The organism is Leisingera sp. UBA4491 (genome assembly GCF_002388965.1).
Classification (GTDB): Bacteria; Pseudomonadota; Alphaproteobacteria; order Rhodobacterales; family Rhodobacteraceae; genus Leisingera; species Leisingera aquaemixtae.
The window spans coordinates 118,377-135,951 of record NZ_DGNN01000005.1 but is presented as its reverse complement, the minus strand read 5'-3'; the positions used below and the strand labels follow the sequence as shown (position 1 = coordinate 135,951).

The 17,575-nt window shown below is 64.5% G+C and carries 18 protein-coding genes, 2 pseudogenes and 1 riboswitch; of the genes and pseudogenes, 14 read left to right on the top strand and 6 right to left on the bottom strand.

Translation table 11 applies throughout. The features are described from left to right. The first annotated feature begins 507 nt into the window (after positions 1–507). Complete coding sequence (locus B2P87_RS02135) at positions 508–1,419, top strand: calcium-binding protein (protein ID WP_141890950.1); 912 nt, start codon at positions 508–510, stop codon at positions 1,417–1,419. Positions 1,420–1,546: 127 nt separating this feature from the next. Continuing rightward, positions 1,547–2,050 (top strand): DUF995 domain-containing protein, encoded by a 504-nt coding sequence (locus B2P87_RS02130; RefSeq protein WP_141890949.1) that lies wholly within the window; start codon positions 1,547–1,549, stop codon positions 2,048–2,050. Between the two features lie 464 nt (positions 2,051–2,514). On the opposite strand, the gene B2P87_RS02125 is transcribed toward B2P87_RS02130, so the two are convergent. Both B2P87_RS02125 and B2P87_RS02120 read right to left on the bottom strand, forming a co-directional pair. Then, positions 2,515–2,613: a glutathionylspermidine synthase family protein gene (locus tag B2P87_RS02125; protein WP_286851602.1), complete on the bottom strand. Its 99-nt coding sequence runs from the start codon at positions 2,611–2,613 to the stop codon at positions 2,515–2,517. A gap of 145 nt (positions 2,614–2,758) precedes the next feature. Next, positions 2,759–2,998, bottom strand: a pseudogene (locus tag B2P87_RS02120) (IS3 family transposase); the annotation flags it as partial. A 181-nt stretch (positions 2,999–3,179) separates the two neighbouring features. On the opposite strand from B2P87_RS02120, the gene B2P87_RS02115 reads away from it, so the two are divergent. The 7 genes from B2P87_RS02115 (at position 3,180) to B2P87_RS02085 (ending at position 8,019) form a co-directional block, all read left to right on the top strand. Next, positions 3,180–4,073: an STAS domain-containing protein gene (locus B2P87_RS02115; protein ID WP_141890948.1), complete on the top strand. Its 894-nt coding sequence runs from the start codon at positions 3,180–3,182 to the stop codon at positions 4,071–4,073. Between the two features lies 1 nt (position 4,074). After that, positions 4,075–4,431, top strand: a complete 357-nt coding sequence (locus B2P87_RS02110) for an STAS domain-containing protein (RefSeq protein ID WP_141890947.1) — start codon at positions 4,075–4,077, stop codon at positions 4,429–4,431. Next, a complete protein-coding gene (locus B2P87_RS02105) occupies positions 4,428–4,844 on the top strand; it encodes an anti-sigma regulatory factor (RefSeq protein ID WP_141890946.1) in 417 nt (138 codons plus the stop codon). Before B2P87_RS02110 ends, B2P87_RS02105 begins: the two co-directional genes overlap by 4 nt. Then, entirely contained in the window at positions 4,835–5,482 is a 648-nt protein-coding gene (locus tag B2P87_RS02100) for a SpoIIE family protein phosphatase (RefSeq protein ID WP_141890945.1), read from the top strand. The genes B2P87_RS02105 and B2P87_RS02100 overlap by 10 nt, the downstream gene beginning before the upstream one ends. Further along, positions 5,479–6,657 (top strand): sensor histidine kinase, encoded by a 1,179-nt coding sequence (locus B2P87_RS02095; RefSeq protein ID WP_141890944.1) that lies wholly within the window; start codon positions 5,479–5,481, stop codon positions 6,655–6,657. The genes B2P87_RS02100 and B2P87_RS02095 overlap by 4 nt, the downstream gene beginning before the upstream one ends. Beyond that, positions 6,650–7,042 carry a response regulator gene (locus B2P87_RS02090; RefSeq protein ID WP_141890943.1) on the top strand — a complete coding sequence of 131 codons (393 nt, stop codon included), beginning with the start codon at positions 6,650–6,652 and terminating at the stop codon, positions 7,040–7,042. The genes B2P87_RS02095 and B2P87_RS02090 overlap by 8 nt, the downstream gene beginning before the upstream one ends. 347 nt (positions 7,043–7,389) lie before the next feature. Beyond that, positions 7,390–8,019 carry a chorismate--pyruvate lyase family protein gene (locus B2P87_RS02085; protein WP_141890942.1) on the top strand — a complete coding sequence of 210 codons (630 nt, stop codon included), beginning with the start codon at positions 7,390–7,392 and terminating at the stop codon, positions 8,017–8,019. Between the two features lie 58 nt (positions 8,020–8,077). On the opposite strand, the gene B2P87_RS02080 is transcribed toward B2P87_RS02085, so the two are convergent. From B2P87_RS02080 to B2P87_RS02065, 4 genes are read right to left on the bottom strand one after another with little or no spacing between them, the layout of a single operon-like run. Further along, positions 8,078–8,614: a PqiC family protein gene (locus tag B2P87_RS02080; protein WP_244270191.1), complete on the bottom strand. Its 537-nt coding sequence runs from the start codon at positions 8,612–8,614 to the stop codon at positions 8,078–8,080. Positions 8,615–8,636: 22 nt separating this feature from the next. Further along, a complete protein-coding gene (locus tag B2P87_RS02075) occupies positions 8,637–10,721 on the bottom strand; it encodes an MlaD family protein (protein ID WP_141890941.1) in 2,085 nt (694 codons plus the stop codon). After that, positions 10,718–11,353: a paraquat-inducible protein A gene (locus B2P87_RS02070; RefSeq protein WP_208764491.1), complete on the bottom strand. Its 636-nt coding sequence runs from the start codon at positions 11,351–11,353 to the stop codon at positions 10,718–10,720. Before B2P87_RS02070 ends, B2P87_RS02075 begins: the two co-directional genes overlap by 4 nt. Further along, positions 11,320–11,937, bottom strand: a complete 618-nt coding sequence (locus tag B2P87_RS02065) for a paraquat-inducible protein A (RefSeq protein ID WP_141890940.1) — start codon at positions 11,935–11,937, stop codon at positions 11,320–11,322. Before B2P87_RS02065 ends, B2P87_RS02070 begins: the two co-directional genes overlap by 34 nt. A 611-nt stretch (positions 11,938–12,548) precedes the next feature. Between B2P87_RS02065 and rimK the strand changes: the two genes are divergently transcribed. The 5 genes and pseudogenes from rimK to B2P87_RS02040 form a co-directional block, all read left to right on the top strand. Continuing rightward, entirely contained in the window at positions 12,549–13,454 is a 906-nt protein-coding gene (rimK, locus tag B2P87_RS02060) for a 30S ribosomal protein S6--L-glutamate ligase (protein ID WP_141890939.1), read from the top strand. A gap of 4 nt (positions 13,455–13,458) precedes the next feature. Next, complete coding sequence (locus tag B2P87_RS02055) at positions 13,459–14,502, top strand: succinylglutamate desuccinylase/aspartoacylase family protein (protein WP_141890938.1); 1,044 nt, start codon at positions 13,459–13,461, stop codon at positions 14,500–14,502. A gap of 81 nt (positions 14,503–14,583) precedes the next feature. Beyond that, positions 14,584–14,777, top strand: a riboswitch (cobalamin riboswitch). Positions 14,778–14,921: 144 nt separating this feature from the next. Continuing rightward, positions 14,922–15,932 carry an ABC transporter substrate-binding protein gene (locus tag B2P87_RS02050; RefSeq protein ID WP_141890937.1) on the top strand — a complete coding sequence of 337 codons (1,011 nt, stop codon included), beginning with the start codon at positions 14,922–14,924 and terminating at the stop codon, positions 15,930–15,932. Beyond that, complete coding sequence (locus B2P87_RS02045) at positions 15,929–16,978, top strand: FecCD family ABC transporter permease (RefSeq protein ID WP_141890936.1); 1,050 nt, start codon at positions 15,929–15,931, stop codon at positions 16,976–16,978. The genes B2P87_RS02050 and B2P87_RS02045 overlap by 4 nt, the downstream gene beginning before the upstream one ends. Then, a pseudogene (locus tag B2P87_RS02040) lies at positions 16,975–17,485 on the top strand (ABC transporter ATP-binding protein); the annotation flags it as partial. The gene B2P87_RS02045 and the pseudogene B2P87_RS02040, both read left to right, overlap by 4 nt. Between the last annotated feature and the right edge of the window lie 90 nt (positions 17,486–17,575).

Genomic DNA, 17,575 nt, shown 5'->3' with positions numbered 1-17,575 from the left:
AAAAAAGCAGAGCTGGCTACATGGCGGCCAATTTCCTGCGTGAAACCGGCTTTGTCAAAATTTCTTCAAATTTTTCCTGAATTTCCTTTGGAAGTGCCGCGTATGAGATAACAATCCCGTGGCCCGAGGGGAATTGTTGAGAAAACCTGATCCAACGAGTCGCTCTCGTGCTTAGCGTTCCGCCCGGACCCGCTAATGCGCGCAGCCGCTGAATGGCTGCTGAGAATCGAAGAAGCCGAGGAAATCCGGTGCTCCTTGCGGTCAAAACGCAGACCGGCCGCCAGGCAAAACGCGGCACGATTCTCAGGCCGCAGGGTCTCCGCTTGCGGTTCGCACACAGAACAGTTCAGAAGTTGGAAACAGTTTTGCCCGTCAGGCCGCTTTGGCCTCGAAAATCTATTCAAATCCGGCCTGCAGGCAGGATTTATTGAAAATTGATTGTTTTTCCCCGGTCCTGTTCTACCGGTATAAGCACGATGAAGTTTACACAGCAGAAAGACACATGCCATGGCTAACGCATTTATCGGCGGTTTAAATGGCGCGCCGACTCTGATCAGACTCCTGGCATTCGAAGATTTCGATGAGTCCGCGAGCACCGTATACGACAGCTTCTCGATCGAGATGACTGCCCTTGATGGCTCTGTTCTGACGCTGACAGGTAACTTCACCAGCACACTCCAAAGTGACTGGGAAATCTATTCCCTGTCCTATTCCGACGGTGACACGTCGCTCGTCTCGATTTCGGGTTTCGCACTCCCTTATGCGGAGTATGAGGCGATGAGCGCTCAGCAACTGATGCGGAGACTGTTTTCCGGAGATGACGACATTTCCCTGAACCTTGGCACCGGTCTCGAAATCCGGTCGCTGGGCGGAAGTGATGTTCTCCGTCTTGGCACTGGCAACGACACCGCATGGGGCGGAGCAGGCAACGACACGCTGGCAGGCGGGGGCGGCGATGACCGGCTGCTGGGCGGCGGCGGACGGGACCTGCTGCAAGGCGGAGACGGCAGTGACGAACTCATCGGCGGACGCGGGCGCGACAAGCTGGCCGGCGGCTCTGAAAACGACACCCTGTTTGGGAACAAGGGAAACGACAAGCTGTCTGGCGGCGCCGGCAATGACACCCTGCGCGGCGGCGGCGGGCAAGACACCCTGACAGGCGGGCAAAGCGATGACCTGCTCACCGGAGGGGCTGGCGCTGATGTCTTTGTGTTCAGACGGAACGATCACACAGACGTCATTACCGACTTCCAAATCGGAATTGACAAAATTCACGTGAAAAGCGGAGCGTCCGGCATGAATGGGGTGGATTTTGACCAGCAGGGCGAGGATGTGTTCGTCTACTTCGGAAATGTCACAATAACGGTGCAAAACACGACCGTCGAACAGCTCGACGACGGGTCCAACTTTCTGTTCTGAAGAGGCCATGTCCCGGCAGCGGCCTTGGCTTCCAAGGCAAGGACGCCATGCGGGGACAGGCAAGAAACACGCAAAATTCCAGGGCGGCCTTTGTTGACCGCCTGCTGTTAACCGTAGGAGATTTTACATGAAATTGGCTGCGAAACTCGCCGCAACTGTCCTTCTGGGCGCCCTTCCGTCGCTTGTTCTCGCGGATCCGAAACCTCGCAGCGCCAAGCCCGCCTCTCCGCAACGCATTGCGGGGATCTATGCCGGAAAGACTGACATCTGGGCCGAAGGGTGCGGCGGCGGCATTTACTATGCCCCCAACCAGCAAGCCCGCGCCTGGTGCGGCGAAAACAGTGAAAGCCTGGGCGCCGGGGAATGGACAATCGACGCTCAGGGAAGCGTCTGCCATCAGCTGTCCTGGTACTGGCCGAACGGCGATCAGGCAGGCAAGAGCCTTGGCGATCAGACCTGTATTTCCCATGTCGTTGACCGCTGGGGAACCGTTTGGCGCAGCTGGCCCAATGATCCGGAATGGTGGCCGCTGGCCGGAAAGAATTCTGGAATTAAAAAGTATTCCGGGATGAAAAAGGGGTACAAATTTCAATCCAATGTTTTGGGAGCCCGTTCGAAGCTGGGGTTGTAACAAAAGCCTTCCCGGTGGGCTTTAAACGTCTGAGTAACTCGCTTCCGCGCAGAGGGGACAGTGCTGGGTAATTTGACAAGGGAGGGCCGCGAGCGAGCTGCCCGCGACCTGCGCCCCGCCTGTCCCTCGTTCTCAGCGGGAGTCTGAGGGATTGTGCTCTGAGTCCCAGTGCTTTACCGCGGGGCGCTGGAGTTTCCCGGCTGTTTCACGATGACGGGCTGGCGACGCCATCGGGATAATGCATGGCGATCGGGATGTTATATCCGATCGCGCTGTGTGGTCTGTCCTCGTTGCAGTGCTGCTGCCAATCCTCCAGCTTCCAGACCATCGGACAGCCGCCAGACCGTATTCAGCACGGAAAGCTGAGGTGTCCGTCAGATCAAGTCTGAAGTTTCACACATCATACTTCCTTTGACAGTAGCACTTGCCCAAGTACTTTCGCGTTGACCTCAATCGGGCGGAATTTACACCGAAATCACATGTGGCACGAACCGTGAAAGGTCCTGAGTGATTTCGCTGGTGTCTTCGCGGATGCATAGCCCGCAAGCAGTATCACCAACAATTCAGAATCCGAGCATCGCATTGTCATCACAATAGCGGGCTGGCGGACAATAGGCCTAAGTAATACAGCCTTCGCTGCCGTAACCCCCTGGTTTGCTGAGGTCACCTTGATCCGTCATTCTGCCAGAGCCTTCCCTTCTTCGGTTACTTTTCCGGAACCTTCAGCGCCTCTCGCCGCCACGCCCGCTCGATACGTCCGTCACTGACAGACCAACCGGCCTCTCGCAGCAGCGCTGCGATCCTGCGGCAGCCATATCGGCCGTACTGCCGGGCCAGTTCGATCATGTCAGCCACCAATCTATCCGCGTCTGCGCGGCCTTGCGGGATACGCCGCTGCCTGGATCGGTGTTGTCCCAGCACGCGGCAGACGCGGCGTTTAGAGACGTTGACGGGCTCTGATCCCGGGGCGTCAGCTGGGCCCGCGGGGCGGGGTAAACCCTGGGCCGTCCGCAACCAGTTTCAACGCACTGGTTTTACGGGGAATTATTGGCTGCCCCTTGGCCTCTTAGGTCTTCGTTAAGCATATCACCGGACTCTCGTGGGGCATATCCATCGTTGCGAGGGCGCCATGAACGAGGTCATTTCTTCCACACTCCAATCCCCGTCCAAGGGGCTGCGGGAGGTATGGGGCTGGTTCGATGTCAGCCAGGACGACCGGGTCCGGGTGTCCGGCCTGCTGCCTTTGGCCGAACAGAATATCGAGGCGATTTTGGAGGAATTCTACAGCCGGGAGGGCGGGTACGACCGTCCCGGCGGCGACGGCCCTCCGCACGGCATGCAGGACGTCCGCGACGAGCAGCGGCGGCATCTGCTGGAGCTTTTTGAGGCAGGCCTCGACCAGAAATCCTTCCAGGACCGCGGGCGCGCCGGGCTGTTCAATGAAAACAATGGCATCTCACCAAGCTTCTATCTTGGCCTCTATACCTTTGCCATCAACCGGATCTGCGATCTGCTGCGGCAGGAGGCCGAAGACGAAGCCGGCGCCATGGAGACCGAGAAAGCGCTGCGCAAGGCGGCGGCGTGCCATCAGGCTATGACGATCGAAGCCTTCTCGGCCGCCCGGAGCGATGCGATCGAACAGCGGGAACGCCAGCTGAGCGAGCTGCCGACGCCGGTGCTGCGCCTGCAGGCGGGGCTGCTGCTGGTGCCTGTGGTCGGCGTGCTTGACAGTCACCGGTCGCGGCTTCTGACAATGCAGATCCTTGATGCAATCCGGGAGCAGAATGCCCGGGCGGTGGTGCTTGACATTACCGGGGTTGCTGCGGTCGACAGCATGGTTGCCAATCACCTGATACAGACAATGACGGCAACCCGCCTGATGGGCGCGCACTCCGTTCTGACCGGCATCAGCGCCGAGGTGGCGCAATCCCTAGTCAAGATCGGCGTGACCGGCGAGGCGCTGAACCCTGCGGGAGATCTTGAGCGGGGTGTTGAAACCGCGCGCAAGCTTCTGGAGCGCTAGGGTGGGCCGGCGTGTCCCCATCGTCAGCCAGGGCGACCTTCTGATAGCAGCGGTGCAGGAGGAGCTGTCGGATAGCGACATCCAGGAGATGCAGAACCACATCCTGCTTGAGGTTGCGCGCCTGTCGGCAACCAAGGTCATCCTGGATGTCAGCCTGCTGGATGTGATCGACAGCTTCGGCACCAGGATGCTGAGCGATATCGCGGCGTCGGTCTCGCTGCGCGGCGCAAAGATTGCCATTGTGGGCATCCGCCCGGAAATCGCGATGGCAATGGTGCTGCTTGGCCTCAAACTGGAAAACATACCCACAGCGCTGAACTTAGATCACGGCATCGCCATTCTGCGAGACGGTCCATGAAGGCGCCCGCAGCGGATCCCGCTGTGATGCTGCAGCGGGTCTCCTGTGACAGCGACGTGGTGGCGGCACGACAGCTGGCGCGCCGGCTCGCGGAAGAGCTGGAGTTCAGCAGGCCGGACCAGGCCCTGATTGCAACTGCCGTATCGGAGCTGGCCCGGAATATCGTGAATTATGCCAAGGAGGGAGAAATCGAGATCTGCACGGCCAGGGCCGGTGCAAAGACCGGTATCAAGGTGACGGCCCGGGACCGGGGACCCGGACTGGCCAATGTGGAGCTGGCTTTGCAGGACGGCTATTCCACCGGCAACAGCCTGGGCCTCGGGCTGCCGGGAACGCGGCGTATCGTTGATGAGTTCGATATCTGCTCGGACCCCGGCCAGGGCCTTGTCGTGACGGTGATAAAATGGCGGTAAGCGCAGACAGCGGCAGCATCGCCTTTGAGACGGGCGGCACCCGGATCGACTGGGCGGCGGCGCAGGCGCCGAAGATGGCGGGCTCTGTTTGCGGCGACGGTTATTTGCTGCGGCGTGCCGGCAGCAGGCTGATGGTGGCTTTGGCGGATGGCGTCGGCAGCGGACAGGGCGCCCAGGCCGCAGCAAACGCCTGCCTGGAGGCGCTTGCGACCGTCTCCGCCAGTTCAATTGCGGAGGTGTTTGAAACCGCGCATGAGCGTGTCCTGGGCACACGCGGCGCAGCGCTTGCCGTGGCGCTGATAGACCCGGAACTCGCCGCCGTCGAGTGGGCCGCGGTCGGGGATGTCGAGGGTGTCATCTGCGCGCTTCCACCGGATAGTGAAGGCAGCTCGGCCATCCTGCAAAAGGGCGGAACCCTGGGAGTGCAGTTCCCCGGGGTGCTGCCCCAAATCCAGCCGTTCCCGCCCAACCACATCCTGGTCCTTGCCTCGGATGGGGTATCGCGGCGGTTCCGCGACGCTCTCCCCTCCGCCCGCATGCCGCCTCAGGAGTGGGTCGCCTCCTGTCTTGCCACATACGGCAAAGACCATGATGACCGCACGGTTCTGGCCCTTTCCCATCAGCGGAGGAGCCCATGACCGGTGTGGACTGGCACCCGGCGAAAGAGACCTTGACGCTGGTGGCGCAGCGGTATCAGACAGCCTTGGCCGCCTATCTCCAAAGCGGGGAAGCTGAGCTTCTGGCAGAGGCGTATGAGACGGCGCGGTTTGCCCTGGAGGCGGAAGTGCCGTTGCCCGACTTCGGGCTGATGCATTTTGCCGGGCTGCGCGACAGCCTGCTGCCGGCGGGCAGCAGCGGCGCATGCCTTGAACGGGCAGAAGATTTTTTCCTGGAGGGCGTGGCAGTCTATGACATGGCGCTGCGCGGCTACGTCAGCGGCATGGCCGCCCTGAGAAAAGAAATCGCAGAGCGCCGCCGCGTCGAGGAGGAATTGCGCGACATCACCTTCGAACTGGCCCGCCAGCGGGACGAGCTGGACCGGGAGGTCCGCAAGCGCACGAATGAGATCCGCCTGCGCGCGCAAGAGCTGGAAAGCAAGAACCGGCAGCTGGTGCAGGCCAACCAGGACCAGTCGAATTTCACCTATGCGCTGTCCCATGATCTGAAGACACCGATCAACACGCTTTACTGTTTTCTGGGCGTTCTGCTGGAGGATTTTCAGGCGGATTTGAAGCCCGAGGCGCAGGAGCTGATCACGGATCTGATCGGCACCGCCCAGCGGATGCGCCAGCTTGTCGATGACGTGCTGGATTACTCCAACGTTGTCGGTCACCAGTTCACGCCGGAGCGCGTGGACCTGCAGCAGATGGTGCAGCAGATCCTCAAGGACATGGACGCTTTGGCCGCCAGCGCGCAGGCGGAGATCCATGTGGGGGCGTTGCCCGCGGTAATGGGCAGCCCGTTCCAGATACGGGTTTTGCTGACCAACCTTCTGTCAAATGCCCTGACATACGGGAGCGAAGGGCCGCGGGCAGAGGTCCGGATCGTGTGTGTGCCGGCTGAGACGGCGGGCAAGGTGCGGCTGTCTGTGTCCGACAGCGGGCCTGGCATACCTGAGGACATGCAAGACAGGATTTTTGAGCTGTTCAAACGCCTGCACCGCTATGAGCAATGCCCCGGTTCGGGCATCGGGCTGGCCCTGTGCAAGCGTGTGGCAGAGGCCCACGGCACGGTGCTTCAGGTCGTTTCGCAGGCCGGGAAAGGCGCGGCTTTCAGCGTCGATCTGGATTTGGAGGAGAATCAGGATGAGTAGCCGTGATAAAGTCGTTTACGTCATTGATGATGACAGGATGGACCGGAAGTTTGCGGAACGCATCATCAGCAGATCGCAGATGTTCGAAAATCTGGAGCTGTTCGACGGGCCTTTGGCGGCAATGCAATTCATCCAAGACGGCGGGCGGCCGCCGGAACTCATTTTCCTGGACATCAACATGCCGCCGATCAGCGGCTTCGAATTTCTGGAAAGATACGCCGATCAGATCCAGGCCATGGACCCGGTGCCTGTGGTGGTGATTGTCAGCACCACGGTCAATCCGGCGGATCTGGAGCGTGCGGCCAAGTTCCCCCTGGTCAAGAAATTCCTGTGCAAACCCTTGTCGCCGGACCACCTGACCGAAGCGGCGTCGCTTCTGCACTGATGTGCCGCGGGCCTTGCAGCCGTCAAGGCCGGCAGCGGTCCCCGCAGCCGCTGCGGCACGCGGCGGTTCTGGGCGGGAGCGGGCGTGGTGAGACTGCAACGCATGCTCGCTTGGGGCAGCGGCAAAGTGCTGCGTGCCATGAAGGAGGGCGCTGCAAGCGGCTGCATCTGCCCGGACCGTTTCAAATGGCCGCACAGTAACGGAAATTTTTCGCTTGAACGGCGGTTCCGGCCGCTGGCGGCGGGGCACAGGGCGGCAGCCGGGGCCGCCGTCGGGGCATAGCCGTTTGACCCCGGCGCCGGTGCTGCTATTGGTTTCGCCGGATCCGGCAATGAAAGTAACAGCACATGAGCACCGGCAGTCAGCACCAGAGCGCGGGCACGCCGCCCGCCGGCCCGAACGGGCCACAGGCGCCGCTGCTGCGCAAGCGGTTTGACGATGGCCTGGCCGCCGGCAGCCCGTTTGCGAAATGGGCCGCGGTTTGGAAAAAGATGCTGCTGGTGCAGGACGGCTCCGCCACGCTGATCTGCGAGACACTTGCGGACGGGCCGGTGCAGCTGGATGTTCTGCACCAGAACGTCACCGGGGACGTTCCCGCCGGGGTCAGGGCGCATTTGCCGGGCACGTCCTTTATCGAACGCCAGGTCTGCATGTCGCACCGCGGCGAGGTGATGATGGACAACCTGACCTATGTCGCGCTGGAGCAGCTCGACCCGGAGGTGCAGCGGCATTTGGAACAGGGGCTGTCGCCGATCGGGTATATCTTTGACATCAAGCTGACCCGCAAAAGGCCGGTGCCGTGCCCGGAGGGGGTTCTGTCCCGGCTGTGGCAGCGCTGCGGCGTGCCCGATCCGGAGGCGGCCAGGACGTATGTCCTGGAAATCGAAAACACCTCCTGCATGCTGATCACCGAAACCTACCGCTCCGGCATGCTGCAGGGGCTGCCGCTGGCCGGGCCGGGCGCGCAGCCCGCCTGACGGGACCGCAAGCGCGCCGCCAGCGTGGCCGGCGCGCGCCTCCGTCAGGCCGGGGCCGTTACATTGCTTGCGACACCTGCCGCGCAAGCTCCGCCAGCGCGCGCGACAGGGCGTCCGCGGCGGCTGCGGGGCCGGTGCCATTGACGGGTGCCAGAATATCGAACGGTTTGACGAATTCGCGCACGGTGCCTTCGGGTGAGGAGACCGCAAACTGGCCGGTCAGCGCGAATACCCCGTCGGCGCGCGCATAGGCCTGATCGACCCGCACATCCAGCCGCACGTCCGGGCCGGTGTTCAGCGGCCAGGGCTCCATCGCGGCGGCGGCGCCGGTGCGCTGGTTCAGCCCGCGCGCCAGGGCTGCGGTCATGCCGCGGGCAGGGTCATCCGCCCATTGCGCCCCGCCAAGGGCAAACAGCGCGCCGCCGTCGCCCTCGGCAACGATTTCCGACGCCGCGGCATAGGAGGGCAGCGAGACCAGCCGCACCTCGATCGTGCGGGAGCGCAGGTTCGCCACTTTCTCGCCCGGCGCTGCGGAGATCAGGTAGCGGGCCTCGTTGGAGGGGCCGCAGGCCGCAAGCAGGGCAAGGGGGGCCATCAAAGTCAGGGCTTTCAACATTTTATTTTCCAAACAGCAGGGAATTCGGATCGCGTTCAATCTTGCGGGCCAGCTGCGAGACCGCGCGGGCGGCTGTCTTGACCTCGCGCAGGGCGTCCAGCGTCTCGGAGTTGAAGCTGGAGCGGGCGCCGTAGGAGGCGATCAGCGCCTCGGACTGGGCGACCAGCCGCTCCAGCCGGGCGGACAGGGCCGGCAGGCCTTCGGCGGCAGCGGCCACCGCATCGGCGGCGCCGCGGGCGGAGGCCATGGTGGCGTTGGCATTGTCCACCAGCCCGCCCTGGCGCAGCGCCTCCAGGGTGCGGCGCACCTCATCCAGTGCGCCGGTCAGGGCAGGGGGCAGATCGCGGGCCTCCTCGGTGCCGATCAGCGCATCGGCGCTGTTCATCAGCCGGCTGGCGGAGCGGATCAGCTCTTCGGCTTCCAGGGAATTGGCCTTGGCCGCCAGGGCGCGGAAGTCGCTGACCAAGGCAGGAAGCTCATCCGATGCGGCAGCGAAACTGGCGGCGGCCTGGCTGCCTTGTTCCAGCGCGGCGCTCAGATTGGCGACCGCATTGCCCTGCTGCACCTCCGTCAGGATGGCGCGCAGCTCCGCCACGGCGGCGTTCAGCTCAGCCGGCAGGGCGCGGGTGCCGGGGTCCGCGACCAGCGCGCGGGTGTCTTCCAGCAGCGCCACCGCGGCGGCGGGAACCTCACGGGTGCTGTCGGCAGAGGCCAGGTCTTCGATGCTGGCCAGGGTGGCGATGGCCTGGGCCATCAGCTCCTCAACGGGCAGTTCGCTGATGCGCTCCATCGCGCCTTCCGCCGTGGCGGTGAAATCGGGCAGGTCGGAGGGGGCGCTGGGCAGCTCTGGGAAGGGTTCTGCGCTGCGGTCGAACCGCGCCGGAGCGGCTTCATCCAGGGTGACCAGTTCAACAATCAGTTCCGAACTCAGCAGCCCGGCCGCGGCCAGCCGGGCCCGCAGCCCGCCTTCGACCGCCTGTTCCAGGAAATCCAGGACCTCAGTTTCTCCTGCGCCGGGGGGAAGCCCCATCAGCGAAGGCTGAAGAAGCAGTTTGGCAATCAGCCGCACCTCGGGCTCGTCGCTCTGGTTCTGGATGGCGGCGTTCAGGGTGCTGACTTCGCCGACCTTGACGCCGCCCAGCCTGACCGCGGCGCCGCTGGCAAGCCCGGCCACCGACTCGTCAAAGGCGACAGCCACCGATACGCCTTCCGACTGCGAGCGCGCAAAAGCGGTGCGGCGGGCGGCGGCCTCGTCCTCATGAATGTCGAACACCGTGTCCTTGCCCACGGGTTTGCCGCCGTCGAAAACGGTGTCGAATTCGATGCCGCCAGCCACCAGCGAGGCGATGCTGTCCACGTCCAGCGACAGCCCGCTGGCACCGAAGGAAACTGAAAAGCCAGAGGTGTCCCAGAACCGGGTGGCGGAGTTGATGCGGCGGTCATGCGGCGCGTCGATGAAGGCATCGACAACAACGCTGTCGCCGCTGGACGTCAGGCGCGGCTGCTCCAGCCGGCCGACCTCGACGCCGCGGAACAGCACCGGCGCGCCTTCCGAGATCATGCTGCCACTAGGGGTGCGCAGGGTGATGCGCCGCCCGTCCCGGCCCGGCTGCACCAGCGGCGGCCCGTCGACGCCCTCAAAGCGGGTGGCGGCCACGCCGGGCTCCTGATCCCAGGTGCCTTCGATATAGACACCGGACAGTACGGTGCTGAGGCCGGATATGCCCCGCGTGCTGACCTCCGGGCGGACCACCCAAAAGGCGGCGTCCTGATCCAGGTAGGGGGCAATCTTCTTGTCGATGCGGGCCCAGACGGTGACCTTGCTCAGGTCTTCGGTAAAGCCGAGCTCCTCTACCTGACCGATCGCCACATCGCGGTAGCGCACCGCGGTTTCGTTGGCCACAACGCCGGAGGCGTTCTCGAAAGTGATGCGGATCAGAACTCCCCGGCTGGAGTATGCCTGCCACGCAACGCCCAGCGACACCGCCAGCGCCGCCAGCGGCACCAGCCAGACCAGCGAGAGGTTGCGCCACGGCGACGGGCGCTGCGCGGAGACTTTCATCGTGGCGGGTTCAGGCGTGCTCATTCATACTCTCGCTTTTCCGCGTTCCAGATCAGCCGCGGATCAAAACTTTGGGCTGCCAGCATGGTGAAGGCAACCGACAATGCAAAACTGACCGCGGCAATCCCCGGGGTGACGGCAGCGGCAAAATCCAGTTGAACCAGGGCGGTCAGGATCGCCACGACAAACACATCAATCATCGACCAGCGGCCGATAAATTCGACAACCTCATAAAGCACCAGCCTGCCGTGGCTGCCAAGAGCTGCGGGCCTGCGGACCGAGACCGCCAGATAGCCGATGGCCAGAAATTTGGCGAGCGGGATCACGATGCTGGCAAAGAACACGATGAAGGCGACCCCATAGGAGCCATGGCTGAACAACTCCGCAATGCCGCCGATCAGAGTATTCTCCGAAGCGCGGCCAAAGGTGGTGGTGCGCAGCATCGGGTAGATATTGGCGGGGACATAGGCAATCAGCCCCGCCGCCAGCCAGGCCCAGACCCGCTGCAGGCTGTAAGCGGAGGGCGGGGTCAGCGCGCTGCGGCAGCTGTAACAGGTCTGCGCGCCGCCTGGGTTGACGGCGCCGCAGGTGCGGCAGCCGGTCAGCCCGGCCTCGGCTGCGGTCACGAACCGCGGCGGGTCTTCAGGGTTTTCCATACGGTCAGCCTGCAAATGGAACTGTCGGTCAGGATGGTCACCACCAAAAGCGCCGCGAAGGCCCAGAAGGCAGGCCCCAGCCCGACCCGGGCGAGGCCGGACACTTTGACCAGGGCGACCGCGACGCCGATGATGAAGATCTCAGCCATCGCCCAGGGCTTCAGCCGCTCTGCCCAGCGGTAGACGGCGGCCGCATGCGGGGCAGGGTGCCAGCCCAGGGCCATCGGTGCCAGGGTATAGACCAGGGCGCCATAGCGGGCAGCGGGAAGCAGCACGATCAGCAGGCCTGTGGCCAGCGACAGCGGCGCCATCGGCCCGCGGGAAAACGCCAGCACCGCATCCAGCACCGAGGCCCGGTGCGACAGCCCCTGGGCCTGCAGCTCCAGAAACGGGAAGCCGGCCGCAGCCGCCAGCAGGATCAGCGCCGTCAGGGACAGCATCGCAATCCGGGTCATCGCTCCCGATTTGGGCGCCGCCAGCACCGTGCCGCAGCGGGCGCACCTGGCGACGGTGTGCTTGGCCACCTCCTGGTCGCAGTGCAGCACGTCACAGGCAGGGCAGGCGATCAGCTGTTCCGGGTCCATCTTATCCTTGTCCGTTCAAGCCGCCGGCCGCCGCGCGGCACTCAGTCTGCGCAGCCTGCTGCGCCGGTATATCCTTGCCCGCCGGCAGCTAACGAAGGCGTTGGCATTCATAACCACAAAGGATCTGTCCGCAACAATCAAAACATGCCTCTTTTCCTGGAAATGCGCGCAGGAACTTTTAATCGCATCCTTGCACCGCCTGCGCCGGCCGCAGCTTGCGCGGGAGCCTGCAGCGTCCGCAAGTCTTGCCGCCGCAACCACGCCCGCGAAGCCCGGCCAGGATGACGGCGGCGCAGGCCAAGGTGACCATCTGCAGGGTCCAATGAATTTTTACCTATAGGCAAGACACTAGCCTGGCTGTACTGGGGCGGCAACCCAGCCGCGCCCGGCGGCCCGGCAGCAGGACGTTTGAAAACAGATACGGCACCTTATAGGCTCAAAGCAGATAATCGATCCCCATTGGCGATGAGGCCCGTCCGCCGGACACTAATACCGGCGGACGGGTCAGCAGCACTTGTCAGAAAATCCCTGCTGTGCAGGGCCTAAACCCATTCAACCGCCGCCTGCGCCAGCCGCGCCGCTGCTGCGCGGCAACCTGAAAAGGACACCACGTGAAAATTGCCATGCTTGCCCGCAATGCCAACCTGTACACCCACAAGCGCCTCAAGGCCGCAGCAGAGGAGCGCGGGCATCAGCTCGACATCATCGACACGCTGCGCTGCTACATGAATATCGCGAGCCGCCGCCCGGAGATCTTTTACAACGGCGAGCAGCTGAAGGGCTATGACGCCGTGATCCCGCGGATCGGCGCCTCGGTCACCTTCTATGGCACGGCAGTGCTGCGGCAGTTCGAAATGATGGGTGTCTACCCGCTGAACGAAAGCGTCGCCATCGGGCGGTCGCGGGACAAGCTGCGCTCGATGCAGCTGCTGGCGCGCGACGGTGTCGGCCTGCCGGTCACCACCTTTGCCCATGACCCCAAGCAGACTGAAGAAGTGCTGAAACTCGCCGGCGGCGCGCCGATCGTGATCAAGCTGCTGGAAGGCACCCAGGGCATCGGCGTGGTTCTGGCCGACACCGACCGGTCGGCCAAGTCGGTCGTCGAGGCGTTCCGCGGCGCCGGCGTCAATATCCTGATGCAGGAGTTCATCAAGGAGGCCGGCGGCACCGACATCCGCGCGATCGTGATTGGCGGCAAGGTCGTGGCCGCGATGAAGCGCACCGGGGCCGAGGGCGATTTCCGCTCCAACCTGCACCGCGGCGGGTCGGCTCAGGTTGTGAAACTGACGCCGGAAGAACGCGCCACCGCCGTGCGCGCGGCAAAGACCATGGGCCTGAACGCCTGTGGCGTCGACATGCTGCGGGCCAACCATGGCGCGGTGGTGATGGAAGTGAACTCCTCCCCCGGCCTGGAAGGGGTGGAAAAGGCCACCGGCCTGGATATCGCCGGCAAGATGATCGAATTCCTGGAAAAGAACGCCAAGGCAGGTGCCACCAAAACCAAGGGCAAGGGATGACGGCATGAAGGGGCGGCAGCATTTTGCCATCGGCCATGCCAGGGTGGCGCCGGGCTCGCGGCTGACGGTTGACCTGCCGGTCAGCGTCCTGTCCGATCACACGCCGGTCACCATGTCGGCGCATGTGGTGCATGGCCGCCAGGACGGGCCGACGGTCTTTGTCAGCGGCGGCGTGCATGGCGACGAGGTGATCGGGGTGGAGATCATCCGGCGGCTGCTGCGGGCGCCGAACCTGACGACGCTCAAGGGCACGCTGATTGCGGTGCCGATCGTCAATGCCTTCGGCTTCATCAACCACTCCCGCTACCTGCCCGACAGGCGCGACCTGAACCGGGCGTTTCCCGGCAGCGAGCTTGGCTCGCTGGCCTCGCGCCTGGCGCATCTGTTCATGGCAGAGGTGGTCGCCCGCTCGGATCTGGGGATCGACCTGCATTCGGCGGCGGTCCACCGGACCAATTACCCGCAGATCCGCATCTCGCCCGACAACCCGAAAACCCGGGAGCTTGCCGGGGTGTTCGGCGCGCCCATTGTGATGCAGTCGCCGCTGCGCGACGGCTCATTGCGCGGTGCGGCCAAGGAGATCGGCAAGGACATCCTGCTGTTTGAGGCGGGCGAGGGCCTGCGCTTTGACGAGCTGTCGATCCGGGCCGGGCTGGCCGGCATCCTGCGGGTGCTGCGGCACATGGGGATGGTCCCGGCCAAGGGCATTTCCAAACCCAAATCGCAGCCGCAGTTCTGCGCCTCCAGCAAATGGCTGCGGGCGCCGATGGGCGGGCTTCTGAGGGTCTACAGGAACGACGGGGAGCTGGTCCGGCAAGGGGAGCTGATGGGATCAGTATCGGACCCTTTCGGCGAGCAGGACGAGGAAATCCTGGCCCCCTTCGACGGGCTGATTGTCGGCCGCGCGGTAATGCCCGTCGTGAACGAGGGCGATGCAGTGTTCCATCTGGGAAGGGTCCCCTCCGTCACAAAGGCAGAGGATTCGGTCGAGGATATCAGCGCCCAGCTGGAGGATGATCCGATGTTTGACGAGGATGAAATCCTGTAGCCCGCCCCGGCAGGGGGGGGCGCCTCCCGCGCAGGTTTTCCCTGCCAGCGGCAACTTTTTCTTGCCGCAAGCAGGGCGATGCGCTACGCGCGCTTAACCGGTCCCGCAAGGGCTAAGAGGGAATCCGCGGTGCCTGCCGGGCGCCAACCGGAACTGCCCCCGCAACTGTAGGCGGCGAGTGCTGTGCCATCGCGTCACTGGATCCCAGCGGTCCGGGAAGGCGGCCCAGACGATGACCCGCCAGTCAGGAGACCTGCCGGTAAAAACCGAAGCACACCGGGCGGGGTTGTCCGGGGAGGTTGCCGGCAGGATGCGCCGCCGCGATCAGGCGCCGCAGAGGAAGGGCTCAGACCTTCTGCCCCGCCGGTCAATGCCCTTTCACCCGTTCTCCGGTCATTGACACATGGAGATCGACTATAATGTTCCTGCGTTCCGGCCTTATTGGCCTGTCTTTCACTCTTGCGGCTCAGGCTGCGGCTGCTGATGAATCCTTTCCGCTGACCATCGAAAACTGCGGCCAGTCCCTCACCTTCGAAGCCCCTGTGGCATCCTCCGTAACCGTCGGCCAGGCGGCCACCGAAGTGCTCTATGCGCTGGGGCTGGGGGACAAGGTGCTGGGCACCTCGGTCTGGTTCAACGACGTGCTGCCGGAATTTGTCGAGGTGAACGCCAAGGTCGAGCGTCTGGCCGACAACGACCCGAGCTTTGAAAGCGTGGTTGCCAAACGCCCCGGCTTGGTGGCGGCGCAGTACGAATGGCACGTCGGCCCCGAAGGCATCGTCGCCAAGCGCGAGCAGTTCCATGACCTCGGCATCCCGACTTATGTTCTGCCCGCCGATTGCGCCGGCAAGGACAACACCACCGGCGGCGACGGCACCCGGACAGAAATGTTCACCACCGAGAGCCTGTATCAGGGCATCGAGGAGCTTGCGGCGATCTTTGGCGAGGCCGAAAAGGGCGCAGAGCTGGTCGCCGGCTACAAGGCCCGCGAAGCCGCGGCAGTTGCCAAGGCACAAGAGGTTGCGCTGGAAGACGCCTCGGCCGTGTTCTGGTTCTCCTCGCCTGAGATGGAAAGCGACCCGTTTGTCGCCGGCCAGAAGGGCGCGCCGGGCTACATGATGCAGCAGCTGGGCCTTAAGAACGTCATCGAAACTGACGAGGAATGGCCGACCGTCGGCTGGGAAACCATCGCCAAGGCCAATCCGACGGTGATCGTGATCGCCCGCATGGACCGCCGCCGCTTTGCCGCCGATGACTACGAGAAGAAGCTGGAGTTTCTGCGCACCGATCCGGTCGCCAGCCAGATGGACGCTGTGAAGAACGGCCGCATCGTGGTGATGGATGCCCAGGCGATGGATGCCACCATCCGCGCAATCCCGGCGCTGGAGGATCTGGCGGCTGAACTCAGCGCGATCGGCAACGGCGCATGAGCGCAGCCGCCGCACTGGCCTGGCAGGGCGTCAGGGGCGCTTGCCTGGCTCTGCCGGTGCTGGCTGCGGCGGTTCTGGCAGGCGCAATGATCGGGGAAACCTCGCTTGCGCCTGACCTTGTCCTGTCCGTTCTTGTCAACAAGCTGGCCGGGGCGGGGCTGCCGGTGGACCCGGTGGACCAGGGCATCATCTGGAGCTACCGGCTGCCGCGGGCGCTGGTGGCTGGGGCGTGCGGTGCCGCGCTGGCGGTGGCGGGCGTGGTGCTGCAGGCGCTGCTGCGCAACGCGCTGGCGGATCCCTACATCCTTGGCATCTCCGCCGGCGCCTCGACCGGGGCGGTGGCGGTGACCATTGCGGGCCTCGGCGGCGGCGCCCTGTCGCTGTCCTTCGGCGCCTTCAACGGGGCGCTGCTGGCGTTTGGCTTTGTCGCCATTCTGGCGCGGGCCGCCGGGGCGGGCAGCAGCCGGGCGGCGGCGGCGCAGATCGTGCTGGCGGGGATCGCCGGCTCGCAGCTGTTCAACGCCCTTACCGCCTTCATCATCGCCAAGTCCGCCAATGCGGATCAGGCGCGCGGCATCATGTTCTGGCTGATGGGCAACCTCAGCGGCGTGCGCTGGCCGGATGCGTGGCTGGCGGTGCCGCTGGCGCTGGCGGGCTGGATGGTCTGCCGCTTCCACGCCCGGGCGCTGGATGCCTTCACCTTTGGCACCGATTCCGCCGCGGCGCTGGGCATCCCGGTGCGGCGGGTGCAGGTGGTGCTGATCTTTGCCACCGCGCTGATGACCGCGGTGATGGTGTCGATCGTTGGCTCCATCGGCTTTGTCGGCCTGGTGATCCCGCACGCGGCGCGGTTCCTGGTTGGCCCTGGCCACCGCCGCCTGATGCCCGCCGCCGCCCTGACCGGAGCGGTGTTCCTGATCGGCGCCGACATCGTGTCCCGTATCATCATCCCCGGGCAGGTGCTGCCCATCGGCGTCGTTACTGCGCTGATCGGAGCGCCGGCCTTTGCCATCATTCTGGTGCGCGGGCAGAGGACTGCGCGATGAGGATCGAAGCCCGCAGCCTGTCCTTCTCGGTGCGCGGCAAGGAGCTGCTGTCGGATGTGTCGCTGTCGGCGCAACCGGGGGAAACGCTGGCGCTGGTCGGCCCTAACGGCTCCGGCAAATCGACGCTGATGCGGCTGCTGGCGGGGCTGGCCCGGCCCTCGCAGGGCGACGTGCTGCTGGCGGAGCAGCCGCTGGCCCGGCTGTCGCGCCGGGAAATTGCCCAGCGGATCGCCATCGTCGAGCAGCAGGCCGACACCGCGGAGCGCATCTCCGCGCGCTCGGTCGTGGAGCTGGGACGCACCCCCTGGCTGTCGGCCTTGCGGCCCTGGAGCGGCGAAGACACCCGGCAGGTGGACAAAGCTCTGCGGACGGTCGAAATGGAGGCATTTGCCCAGCGCGAATGGGCCACCCTGTCCGGCGGCGAGCGGCAGCGGCTGCATATCGCGCGGGCGCTGGCCCAGCAGCCGGGGCTGCTGCTGCTGGACGAGCCGACCAACCATCTGGACATCCACCACCAGCTGTCGATCCTGAACTGTGTCCGGAACCTGAAGGTGACTGCCGTGGTGGCGCTGCACGATCTGAACCAGGCGCTGACCT

Excerpts from the sequence above, each read along its gene's own strand:
- B2P87_RS02135 (WP_141890950.1), top strand. The coding sequence starts at position 508 with ATGGCTAACGCATTTATCGGCGGTTTAAATGGCGCGCCGACTCTGATC.
- B2P87_RS02130 (WP_141890949.1), top strand. The coding sequence starts at position 1,547 with ATGAAATTGGCTGCGAAACTCGCCGCAACTGTCCTTCTGGGCGCCCTT.
- B2P87_RS02115 (WP_141890948.1), top strand. The coding sequence starts at position 3,180 with ATGAACGAGGTCATTTCTTCCACACTCCAATCCCCGTCCAAGGGGCTG.
- B2P87_RS02105 (WP_141890946.1), top strand. The coding sequence starts at position 4,428 with ATGAAGGCGCCCGCAGCGGATCCCGCTGTGATGCTGCAGCGGGTCTCC.
- B2P87_RS02100 (WP_141890945.1), top strand. The coding sequence starts at position 4,835 with ATGGCGGTAAGCGCAGACAGCGGCAGCATCGCCTTTGAGACGGGCGGC.
- B2P87_RS02095 (WP_141890944.1), top strand. The coding sequence starts at position 5,479 with ATGACCGGTGTGGACTGGCACCCGGCGAAAGAGACCTTGACGCTGGTG.
- B2P87_RS02090 (WP_141890943.1), top strand. The coding sequence starts at position 6,650 with ATGAGTAGCCGTGATAAAGTCGTTTACGTCATTGATGATGACAGGATG.
- B2P87_RS02085 (WP_141890942.1), top strand. The coding sequence starts at position 7,390 with ATGAGCACCGGCAGTCAGCACCAGAGCGCGGGCACGCCGCCCGCCGGC.
- B2P87_RS02080 (WP_244270191.1), bottom strand. The coding sequence starts at position 8,614 with ATGGCCCCCCTTGCCCTGCTTGCGGCCTGCGGCCCCTCCAACGAGGCC.
- B2P87_RS02075 (WP_141890941.1), bottom strand. The coding sequence starts at position 10,721 with ATGAGCACGCCTGAACCCGCCACGATGAAAGTCTCCGCGCAGCGCCCG.
- B2P87_RS02070 (WP_208764491.1), bottom strand. The coding sequence starts at position 11,353 with ATGGAAAACCCTGAAGACCCGCCGCGGTTCGTGACCGCAGCCGAGGCC.
- B2P87_RS02065 (WP_141890940.1), bottom strand. The coding sequence starts at position 11,937 with ATGGACCCGGAACAGCTGATCGCCTGCCCTGCCTGTGACGTGCTGCAC.
- B2P87_RS02055 (WP_141890938.1), top strand. The coding sequence starts at position 13,459 with ATGAAGGGGCGGCAGCATTTTGCCATCGGCCATGCCAGGGTGGCGCCG.
- B2P87_RS02050 (WP_141890937.1), top strand. The coding sequence starts at position 14,922 with ATGTTCCTGCGTTCCGGCCTTATTGGCCTGTCTTTCACTCTTGCGGCT.
- B2P87_RS02045 (WP_141890936.1), top strand. The coding sequence starts at position 15,929 with ATGAGCGCAGCCGCCGCACTGGCCTGGCAGGGCGTCAGGGGCGCTTGC.